Source organism: Gilliamella sp. BG2 (assembly GCF_046635645.1).
GTDB classification, from domain to species: domain Bacteria; phylum Pseudomonadota; class Gammaproteobacteria; order Enterobacterales; family Orbaceae; genus Gilliamella; species Gilliamella bombi.
Window position 1 is genome coordinate 160,058 of record NZ_JBIDFF010000002.1, and the last position, 14,780, is coordinate 174,837.

12 protein-coding genes and 2 pseudogenes are annotated in these 14,780 nt (G+C 35.8%); 7 read left to right on the plus strand and 7 right to left on the minus strand.

Translation table 11 applies throughout. The features are described from left to right. Positions 1 to 134: 134 nt before the first annotated feature. On the plus strand, positions 135 to 1,376 hold the full coding sequence (locus tag ACGH6Q_RS01780; protein WP_411591596.1) for an MFS transporter: 1,242 nt from the start codon (positions 135 to 137) through the stop codon (positions 1,374 to 1,376). Between the two features lie 75 nt (positions 1,377 to 1,451). Here ACGH6Q_RS01780 and ACGH6Q_RS01785 read toward each other — a convergent pair whose 3' ends face one another. The 4 genes from ACGH6Q_RS01785 to ACGH6Q_RS01800 form a co-directional block, all read right to left on the minus strand. Continuing rightward, positions 1,452 to 1,892 (minus strand): hypothetical protein, encoded by a 441-nt coding sequence (locus tag ACGH6Q_RS01785; RefSeq protein ID WP_085165721.1) that lies wholly within the window; start codon positions 1,890 to 1,892, stop codon positions 1,452 to 1,454. A gap of 188 nt (positions 1,893 to 2,080) precedes the next feature. Continuing rightward, a complete protein-coding gene (locus ACGH6Q_RS01790) occupies positions 2,081 to 2,608 on the minus strand; it encodes a hypothetical protein (RefSeq protein WP_085165723.1) in 528 nt (175 codons plus the stop codon). A gap of 213 nt (positions 2,609 to 2,821) precedes the next feature. Beyond that, positions 2,822 to 3,484, minus strand: coding sequence for a hypothetical protein (locus ACGH6Q_RS01795; RefSeq protein ID WP_411591598.1), 663 nt, complete (start codon positions 3,482 to 3,484; stop codon positions 2,822 to 2,824). A 135-nt stretch (positions 3,485 to 3,619) separates the two neighbouring features. After that, positions 3,620 to 4,507: an SDR family oxidoreductase gene (locus ACGH6Q_RS01800; protein WP_065589309.1), complete on the minus strand. Its 888-nt coding sequence runs from the start codon at positions 4,505 to 4,507 to the stop codon at positions 3,620 to 3,622. 1,115 nt (positions 4,508 to 5,622) lie between these two features. Here ACGH6Q_RS01800 and ilvG point away from each other — a divergent pair. The 5 genes from ilvG to ilvA all read left to right on the plus strand — a co-directional run bounded on the left by ilvG (position 5,623) and on the right by ilvA (position 12,141). Further along, complete coding sequence (ilvG, locus tag ACGH6Q_RS01805; RefSeq protein WP_411591600.1) at positions 5,623 to 7,299, plus strand: acetolactate synthase 2 catalytic subunit; 1,677 nt, start codon at positions 5,623 to 5,625, stop codon at positions 7,297 to 7,299. 3 nt (positions 7,300 to 7,302) lie between these two features. After that, entirely contained in the window at positions 7,303 to 7,533 is a 231-nt protein-coding gene (ilvM, locus tag ACGH6Q_RS01810) for an acetolactate synthase 2 small subunit (RefSeq protein WP_065635496.1), read from the plus strand. A 167-nt stretch (positions 7,534 to 7,700) separates the two neighbouring features. Then, a complete protein-coding gene (locus ACGH6Q_RS01815) occupies positions 7,701 to 8,630 on the plus strand; it encodes a branched-chain amino acid transaminase (RefSeq protein ID WP_085165727.1) in 930 nt (309 codons plus the stop codon). Positions 8,631 to 8,746: 116 nt separating this feature from the next. Beyond that, positions 8,747 to 10,597 (plus strand): dihydroxy-acid dehydratase, encoded by a 1,851-nt coding sequence (gene ilvD / locus ACGH6Q_RS01820; protein WP_065589312.1) that lies wholly within the window; start codon positions 8,747 to 8,749, stop codon positions 10,595 to 10,597. Between the two features lie 2 nt (positions 10,598 to 10,599). Beyond that, positions 10,600 to 12,141: a threonine ammonia-lyase, biosynthetic gene (gene ilvA, locus ACGH6Q_RS01825; RefSeq protein ID WP_411591602.1), complete on the plus strand. Its 1,542-nt coding sequence runs from the start codon at positions 10,600 to 10,602 to the stop codon at positions 12,139 to 12,141. A gap of 186 nt (positions 12,142 to 12,327) precedes the next feature. Here the strand turns inward: ilvA and ACGH6Q_RS01830 are convergent. The 3 genes and pseudogenes from ACGH6Q_RS01830 to ACGH6Q_RS01840 all read right to left on the minus strand — a co-directional run bounded on the left by ACGH6Q_RS01830 (position 12,328) and on the right by ACGH6Q_RS01840 (position 14,204). Then, positions 12,328 to 13,493 (minus strand): annotated as a pseudogene (locus ACGH6Q_RS01830) (IS3 family transposase). Positions 13,494 to 13,563: 70 nt separating this feature from the next. Continuing rightward, positions 13,564 to 13,932, minus strand: coding sequence for an IS3 family transposase (locus ACGH6Q_RS01835; RefSeq protein ID WP_411591604.1), 369 nt, complete (start codon positions 13,930 to 13,932; stop codon positions 13,564 to 13,566). Positions 13,933 to 14,015: 83 nt separating this feature from the next. Next, positions 14,016 to 14,204, minus strand: a complete 189-nt coding sequence (locus tag ACGH6Q_RS01840; protein WP_411591607.1) for a transposase — start codon at positions 14,202 to 14,204, stop codon at positions 14,016 to 14,018. Between the two features lie 186 nt (positions 14,205 to 14,390). On the opposite strand from ACGH6Q_RS01840, the pseudogene ACGH6Q_RS01845 reads away from it, so the two are divergent. After that, positions 14,391 to 14,588: pseudogene (locus tag ACGH6Q_RS01845) on the plus strand (IS3 family transposase); the annotation flags it as partial. Positions 14,589 to 14,780: the final 192 nt, after the last annotated feature.

Below are 14,780 nucleotides of genomic sequence, written 5' to 3' on the forward strand. Positions count from 1 at the left end.
GCATTAAGCTTGGCTTTTTACTAGTTTTAAGTATATACTTGCCCCGCTTTAATTTACCCTCCGTTTAATCACAAATTAAACATCATAAAACGCAAATTTTAAGTAACATCTATTTTTAAAAACTAGAGGTATACATGAACACTGAAGCAAACACAGCCTTGCAAGCAGAAAGTGAAAACGAACACACAACCCCGTATCAAAAAAGAACCCTTTTTGCATCCACTGTCGGTTACGCACTTGATGGCATGGATATGATGATTTTAGGTGTATGTTTTAGTCTAATCTCGACCAGCTTTAACCTAACTAAAGCTGATTTAGGAACCTTAACATCAGTAACCTTACTTGGCGCCGTATTAGGCGGTATTTTATTTGGTATCCTTGCCGATAAATATGGTCGAGTAAGAGTCTTTTCATGGACTATTTTAATATTTTCTCTTTTCACTGGGTTATGTGCAATTTCACCTAACTATGAATGCTTTTTAATATTTCGCTTTTTAAGTGGTCTTGGTCTTGGTGGTGAATTTGGAATTGGTATGACTTTAGTTTCTGAAAGCTGGCCTAAAAATAAACGCTCAAGAGCAACATCTATTGTAGCATTAGGCTTTCAAGTAGGTATCATTTTAGCCGCATTGACCGTTAATTTTATTGGTGAAATTTATGGTTGGCGCTGGGCTTTTGCCATGGGAGTACTACCAGCGCTATTTGTTGCTTGGACACGTAAAGGCCTAAAAGAGCCAGAAATCTGGCAAAATTTAAAAGCCCAAAATAAAAATAAAATAGCCATTGGCAAATTATTTAAAAATCCTCGAACCGTAGCAACTACAATAGGGTTAACTATTGCCTGTGCAGTACAAAATTTTGGTTTTTATGGGCTCATGGTTTGGATGCCAAATATGATTGCAACTGAACTCAAATTGCCATTCAAAAATACAATGTTCTGGACCATTTCAACAACAATTGGTATGTCATTAGGGATCTTAATTTTTGGTTGGTTATGTGATAAATTTGGTCGCCGTCCTTCTTATATCCTATTTTTATTCGTTTCGGCAGTTTCAATTTGGTTTTATTTTCATCAAACTGATATGTTTATATTAATCATATTTGGTTCAGCAATTGGCTTTTTTGTAAATGGCATGATGGGCGGATATGGTGCATTGCTTGCTGAACATTACCCAACAGATGCCCGTTCAAGTGCTGAAAATATTATTTTCAATGTAGGTCGAGGAATTGCAGGAATATCGCAAGTTTTAATTGCATATTTAGCTACTGTTTATTCAATTAGCTACGCATTAGCTTTACTGTCTGCTGCTTATTTATTATCAGCGGCTGCATTTGTATTTTTAATACCCGAAACAAAAGGTAAAGAACTAGAATAACTCAAAAAAAACAGGGTAAATCACCCTGTTTTATATCACATTAATAAATTATATCAAAAATTAAAACAAACTACTTTAGTTAGCAGTACAAGAAGCTGGCGTCAATTTAACACTAAATAATTGCTCATCATTTATATAATAATTATGACTAACACCATTTGGGAATGCATCCCTAAGTTGTTTAACTTGTGAGCTATTACTACAATAAAGTGTTTTTAGACTTTCTGTCGTCATTTTTTGAGTATCAGGAATTGATACCTCATCTTTTGAACTATCAATTACATATTTATAATTAATTAAATCATTATCTTTAGTTATATCAATCAAATTAGTTTTTGCATCAACTTTAACTGGAAGCATTTTTTTTGCTTCGTTAATAATAGTTTCTTGCAAACGACTTAATTCAGTATTTTTTGAAGAATCACCAACAGCTTTATTAGCATCAGATTTTGAATTATCACAACTACAAAGAACCAAGCTTATCAAAATTGCTGACACTGTTTTTAAACTTTTCATTATTATTCCTTTGAGTAAATTTTATAAATTACATATCGACCACTTATTTAAAAAGTGGTCGATAAATTGTAAAATATCAGTGAAAAAAGTACATAAAAAATTTACAATTTAAAACAAAAAGTAAGCTTTAATAAGCCCCCACCCATTTAGTGCTGATGGTTTCTAGTATTTTTTAAGTTGATTAATGGTTATTTAGAATCACAATCACTCGGTTCCAAATCAAACGACATAATTTTCTCATTTTCAAGATAATAATTATGACTTACTCCATTTGGGAATATGAGTTTCAACGCTTCAACATTTGGGTCATTACCACAATATAAAGTAACTATCGTTTTTAATACAGATTGCTGATTTTGCTTTAGCAATATCACATCTTTAGGCAAACCTTTTATAATATATTTATAAATAAGTTTATTGTTATCTTTTGATATGTCATTGAACATCGTAAATTTATCAATCACAATGGGTAACTTTTCTTTTATACCTGCAACAACCGAATCTTGAGCAAAACTATAATCACCATCTTTTTGCTCATTAAATTCTTTAATTTTTTCAGGTGTTGATTGAGCAATAATATTTTGTCCTCTTTCAACAATATCCATATTCTCTTGAATACCAGTTCGCTGAGTACCTATAACTTTTGCTTCTGAATTGTTAAAACCAAATAATATTATCCCCATTAACATCACAAATGTTACTTTCATGCCTTTCATATTCATTCCTACCTAAGCTAATTCATCACTACCTGATATCTTTTAAAAGATAAAACTATAAAAATACAAAAACAGTAATAATAATATTAATTAACCTTTAAAAGAGCTGTAAATGAACACTATTAAGAAAGAGCGTCCAAAATAAAAAGGGCTTCAATCAGCCCTTTTATATTAATAAAATTTAACTAGTTATTCAAATTAATAAAAATATATTTAATCATCATCATCACAATCACTTGGTTTTATATCTACTGAAAATACCTTATCGTCATTGATATAATAATTATGGTTAGCTCCTCTAGGGAATACTAATCTTAAAGTCTTCATGCTAGAATCATCACCACAATAAAACGCAACCAATTTATCCTGTAAATTTTTTTGATTAGTTTTAGCCTGTAATGCATCTTTAGTGATATTATTCACAATATATTTATAATTAATTGCATTGCTATCTGACGATACATCAACTAAAGTTACACTCGAATCAATTGTTGCAGGTAATTTTGTTTTAATCGCCTTGATCATCAAACCTTGAGCAACATTATAATTACCTTCTTCAATCTTATTAAGCATCTCATCTTTTTCTGATTTTGTTTGTTCATACAAATCTTTAGCTTTATCACTAATTGCTGAGCTTACTTGCTTAACTTGGTCTTCAATTTTTGCATTTAATTGGCTAGCCTTATCACCAATTTCTGAGCTTAATTGATTGGCTTTATCGCTAATTTCTGCACCTGTTTGATTGGCCTTGTCACTTACTTCTGAACTTGTTTGTTTGGCTTGTTGTTCAATATCATCAGTTTTTGATTTTGAATTATCACAATTGACTAAAAAAAGCCCTAACACTACTAAAGTGATCACTTTAAAAAGTTTCATTTTTATTCCTTTTTTATTTAATTTTTTGACTACCATGAATTAACTCATAATAACCATTTTATTTTAAAAGTTAATTTTATCTAATGTTAATAGTAAAAGAGTTTAAATAAATTCTTTTACTATAACAAATATCAATTAGTTAATATGCATACCACCTGTAACACCATAAGTTTCGCCAGTTGTATAACTTGATTCTTCAGATGCTAAGTGCACATAAACACCAGCAAGTTCAACAGGTTGGCCAGCTCGTTGTAAAGGAGTTTGTTTACCAAATTCAGGAATAGCATCACTTGGTTGACCACCACAAATTTGTAATGGAGTCCAAACTGGACCTGGGGCAACAGAATTTACACGAATACCTTTATGACCTAATTGTTTAGCTAATCCACGTGTAAATGCAATAATAGCTGTTTTAGTTGAAGCATAATCTAATAAATTACTGCTAGGTTGATAAGCCTGAACAGATGAAGTTGTAATAATGGTTGATCCTGGTTTTAAGTAACCTAAAGCCGCTTTAGTTAACCAAAAAAGCGAAAACACATTAACTTCAAAGGTTTTCTTAATTTGCTCGGTAGTAAGTTCCATAATATCTTCAACAGCAACCTGCTTACCAGCAACCAATGTCAAATTATCCAATCCACCTAATTGATGGTGCGCCTCTTCAACTAATTTTTTACAAAAAGTCTCGTCACTCAAATCACCAGGGATCAATACAGCTTTGCGCCCAGCCGCTTGAATAACCTTAGCAACATCTTCCGCGTCTTTTTGCTCGAAAGGAAGGTAATTTATTGCTACATCAGCACCTTCTTTAGCATAAGCAATCGCTGCCGCCCGACCAATACCAGAATCGCCACCAGTAACAAGCATTTTACGTCCTTCTAAGCGGCCATGGCCTTGATAGCTTTTTTCACCACAATCAGGAGTTGGGGTCATTTCACACTGTAAAGCTGGTGCAACTTGTGTTTGTTTTGGGAACTTATCATGATGATATTTGGTAAGTGGATTATAGATTTGTTTGCTCATAATTTTCTCCTAAGTTAAACATGTATTTGAAAACAAATTCGATATAACTTAAATGAAATCAATTAATAATCACAAAATCCTATTGATAAACCTATTTTAATCTTTAAAATAACTAATTAATTCAATAAATTATATTTACTGACAACAAAAATTAGAATATTCTTTTTTAAACTTAATAGCATTGCTCAATATCATCCCCAAAGATTTTTAAACAAACAAAAAGTGAGGCTAATAATAAACAAAGGCGGCTTTCTATGATTGGCTTGGTGAGGTCATTGAAAATAGTAAAGCCGAAACCTTAAATATTGCATAATCTTGCACTGAACTAAGTGTATCAAATTAACATATACGAAGCTAGTAAAAGAAAATTTTAAAAACAGGTTGCTTTTATTTACAACATATTGATTTTAGATAAATTATTATGATTTTTTTATTATTTATATCGTAGTGATAGTTAACACCATTTAGAAAATTTTTTAAGCTCATTCATCTCATTACTATTTTCACAATATGCGTTAAGTAATTTTTGAAGGATTGGATCATTGACTGAACTTTGAGAATCATTAAGATCACCATTTTCCCAATCCGCGGTAGATGTATCTTGTGAAGTTTTTTAGCGTTATCAAAGTTTATTAAAACCAATTTAAAAATAACAAAAATAATTAGTTGCAATATTTTCATACTGATATCATTTTTTAAATATTCGATATTTCTTTATATTACTTATATTTATTTTTTATACACTGACATTGCAAAAACATCAAACCAAATTATTAAAACCGATATTTTTATACTAAAACACAGTGTTTCCTGAAACTTTTTCACAAACTATTTATGCTAAATAGCAAAAGCAATAAAAAACTGTTGCACTTTTTTTAAAAAAGGGTATTTTGTTAAAAATATTTTAAAAAATGATAAAAAGTTAATCATCCAACATTATGAAATTTTCACTCAAAATCGTCCTCATCAATATTATTGTCAGCGTGGTCATCATTCCTGCGCGGGGGCGTTTTTGAATAAAAAATATGTTTATACATAAATCAGAAAACCCCCGCTCCCAAAAAGCGGGGGTTTTTTTATGGTTAATGGATAGGTAAAGTACAAGCGAGGAATAAATGTTAGGAACACAGTGGATAGTAAAAACCTTAAAAGAAAAAGGCGTAACCATCGTTTTTGGATATCCTGGTGGACAAATTATGCCTCTATACGATGCACTTTATGACGGGGGTATTGAACATGTACTATGTCGTCATGAACAAGGTGCTGCCATGGCAGCTATAGGTTATGCTCGTGCAACAGGCAAAACTGGCGTTTGCATTGCCACTTCGGGCCCTGGAGCAACCAACATCATTACCGGTCTTGCCGACGCCTTAATTGATTCAGTACCGATTGTTGCCATAACAGGACAAGTTCCCACAAAGCTTATTGGCACTGATGCCTTTCAAGAAGTTGATGTTTTAGGATTATCTCTTGCTTGCACCAAACACAGTTATTTAATCGATGATGCACACGATTTACCCAATATATTAGAAGAGGCGTTTAACTTAGCCAATTCGGGAAGACCGGGACCAATATTAATTGATGTTCCCAAAGATATACAGCTTGCAAACCTAGAGTATCAAAACTATTTAACGCCACCCTCATTAAAAATCGCACAGAATAAAACTCAACTATACCCAATCTTGCCTGATGATATAAAACAAGCCAAACAAATGATCACCCAAGCCCAAAAACCAATACTTTACATTGGTGGAGGTGTTGGGCTTTCAGGCGCAATATCCGAACTTAGAAGCTTTATGGAATTAACACAAATTCCAAGTGTATCAACATTAAAAGGGCTTGGTGTTGCCGATATTAATAATCCCTATTATTTAGGATTAGTCGGCATGCATGGAGCAAAAGCAGCCAATTTAGCAGTGCAAGAGTGTGACCTACTAATTGCCCTAGGAGTGCGATTTGATGACAGGGTTACCGGCAATCTTAATGAATTTGCACGACATGCTAAAGTACTTCATATTGATATCGATCAAGCTGAAATCAACAAATTACGCCAAAGCCATTTAGGATTACAAGGCGATATAAAGCAAGTTTTACCACTACTAAATCAAACAGTTTCAATTGATAACTGGCATAAAAAAATTAATCAACTAAAAGCACAATACCCAACTCGATATGATCACCCTGGTGAAGCTATTTATGCGCCAACTTTATTAAAAACTATCTCTGAGCGAAAATCAGCTAATACTATTGTCACTACCGATGTGGGACAACACCAAATGTGGACAGCACAACATATGTGCTTTAATCACCCTCAAAACTTCATTACATCAAGTGGGCTTGGCACAATGGGATTTGGTTTACCATCGGCCGTTGGCGCACAGATGGCAAGACCCAATGACTGTGTAATTTGTGTATCAGGTGATGGATCTTTCATGATGAATGTCCAAGAATTGACTACTATAAAACGTAAAAAATTGCCAATAAAAATTGTATTAATTGATAATCAACGCCTAGGTATGGTTCGCCAATGGCAAGAATTATTTTTTAACGAAAGATACAGCGAAACAAATTTATCAGATAATCCCGACTTTTTAATGCTAGCTAAAGCATTTGATATACCTGGGCAAACTATCAACAAAAAGTCACAAATCGATACTGCGCTCGATAACCTATTTAATTCAAAAGGTGCTTATCTTTTACATGTATGCATAGATGAATTAGAAAACGTATGGCCACTGGTACCACCTGGAGCAGCAAACGAAAACATGCTAGATAGAAGTTGTGAGGAGTAAGCAATGAACGAACAAACACAATACCAATTAGTCATAAAAGCTTATGACAAATTGGGGGCACTTGAACGTATATTACGGGTTATCCGTCATCGGGGTGGTTATATTAAATCAATGCAAATGCAAACAGTTGAAAACAACATACTAATTATGACATTAATATTAACCACCGAAAGAGCGTTTTCGACACTACAAAATCAAGTAGCAAAATTAGAAGATGTAATAGTAATTGAGTAATAATAATCTCAAACAACTTATTATTAAATAATATCTTAAATCAAAGATGGTAAACAATTTAACAGTTAAATAAACAAATAAGTGTAGTATAATGCTTGACCGTTAAAACAAAAATACCGAAAGCAAAGTACATGCTTAACAAATTGAAAAATAAAGAGGGAAACAAAATGAGTTCTACAGCAAAATCTGATTATATTTGGTTGAATGGTGACATGATTCCATGGGCAGATGCAAAAGTTCATGTAATGTCACATGCTTTACATTATGGAACTTCAGTATTTGAAGGTGTACGTTGTTATGACACCCATAAAGGTCCTGCCATTTTTCGCCACAAAGAACATGCACAACGGCTGTTAAATTCAGCAAAAATTTATCGTTTCCCTGTACCTTATTCTCTTGATGAAATCATGGAAGCTACACGTCAAACCATTAAAAAAAATAATTTAAAAAGCGCTTATATTCGCCCATTAGTCTTTATTGGTGATGTGGGTATGGGCGTTAACCCACGTGAGGGTTATAAAACCGATGTTATGATAGCTGCATTTCCATGGGGGGCTTATCTAGGCGAAGAAGCATTAGACCAAGGTATTGATGCAATGGTCTCATCTTGGCATCGCGTTGCATCAAATACAATTCCTGCCGCAGCTAAAGCAGGTGGTAACTATTTATCATCATTATTAATTGGTTCTGAAGCGAGAGCAAATGGCTTCCAAGAAGGTATTGCGTTAGATGTTCATGGTCACTTATCTGAAGGTGCTGGTGAAAATCTCTTTATTATTAAAGATGGCATTTTATACACTCCGGTTTTATCGTCATCGGCGCTACCTGGTATTACACGTGATGCAGTATTAACGCTAGCACGTGACATTGGTATTGAAGTGCGAGAACAAACACTATCACGCGAATCACTTTATCTGGCAGATGAAGTCTTTATGACAGGTACTGCAGCTGAAATCACACCTGTGCGCAGTGTTGACCGCATCCAAGTTGGCATTGGCCGTTGTGGTCCAATCACCAAACAAATCCAACAAACATTCTTTGGTTTATTTAATGGTAAAACTGAAGATAAATATGGTTGGTTAGATCTTGTTAAATAATAAATAAAATCAAAAATCCGCCAACCATGTTGGCGGATGACTTTTTAACTTGGTGATTAATATTAAAAACTACAAACCGTTAAACACGGTTACTTGCATAAAATTGGGAGCAGGAAATGCCTAAATATCGTTCAGCAACCTCGATCGAGGGTAGAAACATGGCTGGTGCCCGCGCATTATGGCGTGCAACTGGCGTTAAAAATGAAGACTTTGGTAAACCCATCATTGCGGTGGTTAACTCATTCACACAATTTGTACCAGGACATGTCCACTTAAAAGACATTGGACAACTAGTTGCCAAACAAATTGAAGCATCGGGTGGCATTGCCAAAGAGTTCAATACAATCGCAGTTGATGATGGTATTGCCATGGGACATGGTGGAATGCTTTACTCACTTCCTTCAAGAGAACTCATTGCTGATTCTGTCGAGTATATGGTTAATGCACACTGTGCCGACGCCATGATCTGTATTTCTAACTGCGACAAAATCACACCGGGAATGTTAATGGCTTCGCTTCGTTTAAATATCCCAACCATTTTTGTTTCAGGTGGACCGATGGAAGCAGGCAAAACCAAACTATCTGACCAAATCATTAAATTAGACTTAGTTGACGCAATGATTCAAAGTGCTAACCCAAATGTTAGCGATGAAGATAGCAAAACCATCGAAGAATCAGCCTGCCCTACTTGTGGTTCTTGCTCAGGTATGTTTACGGCTAACTCCATGAACTGCTTAACCGAAGCATTAGGACTTTCATTACCGGGCAATGGTTCACTTATTGCCACTCACAAACAACGTGAACAACTCTTTTTAAACGCAGCTAAACGCATTGTTGAAATCACCAAACGTTATTATGAACATGATGATGTATCTTACCTGCCTCGTTCAATTGCAACAAAAGCGGCATATGAAAATGCTATGTCATTAGACATTGCTATGGGTGGCTCGACCAATACCGTATTACATTTGTTAGCTACTGCACAAGAAGGCGAAATCGACTTTACCATGTCAGATATAGATAGATTATCGCGAAAAGTCCCACATTTATGTAAAGTAGCGCCAAGTACAGCACAATATCATATGGAAGATGTTCATCGAGCTGGTGGTGTTGTGTCAATTATGTCAGAACTAGATAAAGCAGGATTACTAAATCGCAATGTGCACAACGTTTTAGGACTAACATTACAAGAAACTTTCACCAAATACGACATAACTCAAACTACCGACGAAGCAGTAAAAAAAATGTATCGTAGTGGACCTGCAGGCATTCGCACCACTAAAGCTTTTTCACAAGATTGCTATTGGGATTCACTTGACGATGACCGTATAAATGGTTGTATTCGTGATAAAGCTCACGCCTATAGTCAAGACGGTGGACTTGCAACACTCTATGGTAATGTGGCACAAGATGGCGCAATTGTTAAGACCGCAGGCGTTGCTACTGAAAATTTAATTTTCCGAGGCCCAGCAAAAGTATTTGAAAGCCAAGAAGATGCTGTTGATGGCATATTAGGAGGCAAAGTGGTTGAAGGTGATGTCGTTGTCATCATTTATGAAGGACCAAAAGGCGGACCGGGTATGCAAGAGATGCTCTACCCAACCAGTTATTTAAAATCCATGGGTCTAGGCAAAAAATGTGCATTGATAACAGATGGACGTTTTTCTGGTGGTTCCTCTGGCTTATCGATTGGTCATATTTCTCCTGAAGCAGCAAATGGCGGCGTTATAGGTCTTGTTCGTGATGGTGATATTATTGATATTGATATCCCAAATCGTAAATTAGTACTTGATGTCCCAACTTCTGAACTTGAACGTCGACGAGTTGCAGAACTAGAACGAGGTGAAAAAGCATTTACGCCTCATAATCGAGATCGTTACGTCTCATTTGCGCTTAAAGCTTACGCCAGTTTAGCAACAAGCGCAGACAAAGGTGCCGTACGAGATAAAAGTAAATTAGGTGGCTAATTGTGAAACAAGAAAATACTCAACTTACTGGTGCAGATTATTTAAAAGCAACGCTTTGTAGCGCCGTATACGATGTGGCAGAAGTAACTCCACTTGAAAAAATGGAAAAAATCTCGGCAAGAATACACAATCAAGTTTTTGTCAAACGCGAAGACCGCCAACTCGTCCACAGTTTCAAAATCCGTGGAGCACAAGCCATGATAGCCAGCTTAAGTGAAGAAGAACGCAAATGCGGCGTTATTGCCGCGTCGGCTGGCAACCATGCGCAAGGAGTGGCTTTTTCGGCTACAAAATTAGGCATCAGTTCTTTAATTGTTATGCCACTAACAACTGCCGATATCAAAGTTGAAGCTGTAAAAAGTTTTGGTGGTGAAGTATTACTTTATGGTGCCAACTTTGACGAAGCCAAAGCCAAAGCAATGGAATTGGCTAAAGAACAAAATCGCATCTTTATTCCACCATTTGATCATCCATTAGTAATTGCTGGGCAAGGCAGTATTGCTATGGAACTATTACAACAAAATGCTAAACTCGACCGAATCTTTGTACCTGTTGGTGGTGGTGGGCTTGCCGCAGGCATTGCAGTATTAATCAAACAAATCATGCCATCAATCAAAGTTATTGCTGTTGAGCCTAAAGACTCAGCTTGCTTAAAAGCTGCATTAGATGCAGGTCACCCTGTTGATTTAGAGCGTGTCGGACTCTTTGCTGAAGGCGTTGCTGTCAAACGAATTGGCGATGAAACATTCAGACTTTGCCAACAATATATTGATGATATTATTACCGTGAATAGCGACGAAATTTGCGCGGCAGTGAAAGACTTATTTGACGATGTACGTGCAATAGCTGAACCATCTGGCGCAGTAGCATTAGCTGGACTAAAAAAATATGTCGATCAGCATAACATCTGTGGTGAAAAACTTGCTCATATACTGTCAGGCGCTAATTTAAATTTCCACAACTTACGCTATGTATCAGAACGTTGCGAACTTGGCGAAAAGCGTGAAGCCCTGTTTGCTGTCACTATTCCCGAAAAGAAAGGTAGTTTTTTAAAATTCTGCCAGCTCCTTGGCGGACGCTCAGTGACCGAATTTAATTACCGCTATCATGACGAAAAGTCTGCTTACATCTTTGTTGGAATCAAAATAGCACAAAGCAACGAAAAAGATGACATCATGCAAGAGCTTGCTGCTGCAAAATACCCGGTTGTGGATCTAACCGAAGACGAAATGGCAAAACTACATGTACGCTACATGATTGGTGGCAAACCTTGCAAACCGCTTCAAGAACAAGTATACAGTTTTGAGTTCCCTGAATCGCAAGGAGCGCTGCTTAAATTCTTACAAACGTTAGGGACTAATTGGAATATATCAATGTTCCACTATCGTAGTCACGGTACCGATTATGGTCGTGTACTTACCGCATTTGAAATCGACGAATCAACCCTTAACCAGTTTAATCAACACCTAACTGAACTCGATTATGGTTTCCACAACGAAACACATAATCCTTCGCTTAAACTGTTTTTAACCAATCAAGGTTAAAATTAGTAACAACTATTCACCTATAAGGTGGATTAGCGAAGAGTACTTTTTTGTTGTAGTAAGTTTTATTTTTTAGAAAAGCGCTTTTGCTACTCAGTTGCAAAAGCGCAAGGACCGCAGACTTTGTCTTCTATATGCTCCTATGTATTTGTTGATGGCGTTGTAATACTGATCCTCGCCAAAATATTAGACAGTGCCCGCCTCTATCATTTTTTCGTTTTGGTAATATTGTTGTTCATATTGTTCAGGTGATACCCAGCCATTGGTTGAATGACGGCGTATCCGATTATAATAGATTTCAATATATTCAAATAGTGCTTTATTAGCCTGCTTCCTCGTTTTGTAGTAACAGTCATGAATAATATGTGTTTTGAGTGTATGAAAAAAACTCTCAACAACCGCATTATCAAAGCAGTTTCCTCTTCGACTCATGCTTTGCCTTAGCCCATATTGTAACAATAATTGCTTGAAATCAGCACTGCAATATTGGCTTCCTTGGTCACTATGAATGAGTACATTTTTAGGAAAGTGACGCCGAAATAAGGCTTGTTTTAATGTATTACACACTAAATGGCGGTCTATGTAGCGACTGGTTTGCCTAGCAATCACTTTTCGTCCATATAAATCGATAATCACCGACAAATATAACCAACCTTCCCCCGTTTTAATATAAGTAATATCGGTTACCCATGTTTTATTAGGCTTATCAGGGTTAAATTGCCTATCTAACGTGTTGTGCGCAATATTGTGATGAGCCTTGTCTGTTTTATACTTGAATTTACGTGCTGCTTTACTATGCAATCTTAAACTACGTAATCCCAATTGTTGCAAAACACGGCTAATTGTCCTTTCTGAAACTTGATAGCCCGCTTCCCTTGCATCATGAAGCAGGCTTGGTGCACCCAAACGGGCTTTATGTTGCCAATACTGTTTTTGGATATACTCGCTGAGTTTGGCTGATTTGTTTGCTCTTTTTAACCAAGCATAATAACCCGATGAACTGACACCAAGTAATCGGCATATCCTAGTAACCGGATAGCTGGTTAAATGATTTTTCATATAAGTGTACTTCACCGACTTGGATTGTTGATGATATGCACATGCGCCTTTTTTAGTATATCATTGGCCATTTTCAGTTCTTTAATCTCTTTTTCTAACGCCATTATCCGCTGTTACTCAGTGGTTAACTCTCGACGGCTAGTTTTATTCGGGGAAAGTTGCCTAATCCATTTATCAAGGGTTGATTTACCCACACCTAGATGGTTGGCAAGTTCGCTGATAGAAAGGTGTGCATTAGATAACGCATAATCCACTGATTGTTGTTTGAATTCGATACTAAATTTTTTGACCACCATGATATTTGTCTCCTATGATTTTTGTTTATATCATAGAGGCGACTTTTGTCCACTTTTTTGTCGAGGATCAACCGACAATTTGCCTATCGGATAAGTTCACTAAAACACATAAATAGTTCCAACGTTGCTTAACTTGAATATAGGTTAAATCCGCAACAACAATTTGTTTTTTATCACCTACATCAAATTGTCGTTGCAGGTGATTTTCTGTGGCGGTTTCATTCACTTCCGTATTGTGAGATTGATAACGTTTAACGGTGTATTTTGATACCAGCAATAAGGCTTTCATCACCCGAGCAATGTAACGGCGTGACACCCAAATATTCTCTTTCTGTAAATCAAATCGAATTCGTCTTGTACCATAAGACTGATAGCTCTGATTAAATAGCGTCACGATTTTATTGGCATAAAACCCTACTGATTTTTGTCTATTCAATTTACACTGATAATAAGCATAATGTCTTGATAATCCTAAATATTGACATAGCTTTGTTATGCTATAACGATGTCGATTTGCTTTTAGGATAGCGATTTTCGCCCTATTATCAGTGCTGCTTGCTTTAAAATATCGTTTTCCATACGGAGTTGTTTAAGCTCTTTACGCAATGCGATTAACTCTTGTTCTTGTGGACTGCGATTATCTTTTGTTTTAAATGAGCCGCTTTGGCTTGCTTGCGTTATCCAACGGTCCAAAGCTGATGGTGTCAAATCATATTCGGCAATGATTTCACTACGTGATTTACCATGTTAATAAAGACTGACCATTTGGTGTTTAAAATCATCTGTGAATGTTCGTCTTTTACGTTTAATCTTATTCATATTTGTTCCTTTTTTAGTTGTGATAAGTTTACCTTACCCCTTAAAAAAGTTGTATGATTTAGTGTAGCCGATCCATTTCATACACTCACAACCCATATTATTCATGACTGTTACTACAAAACGAGGAAGCAGGCTAATAAAGCACTATTTGAATATATTGAAATCTATTATAATCGGATACGCCGTCATTCAGCCAATGGCTGGGTATCACCTGAACAATATGAACAACAATATTACCAAAACGAAAAAATGATAGAGGCGGGCACTGTCTAATATTTTGGCGAGGATCAAATGGACCAGAATTTATAGGAAAAACCTTTATAAACATGACACCGATTGAGTATAAAACACTAAAACAGACAGCATGATTTTCTACGTGAGTTGTGTACTAAGTTTGGGGCATTTACAGCGAATTTTGTCCACTTTTTTGGCTAGGATCAAGGATCAAATGTTAGTAAATCCTAC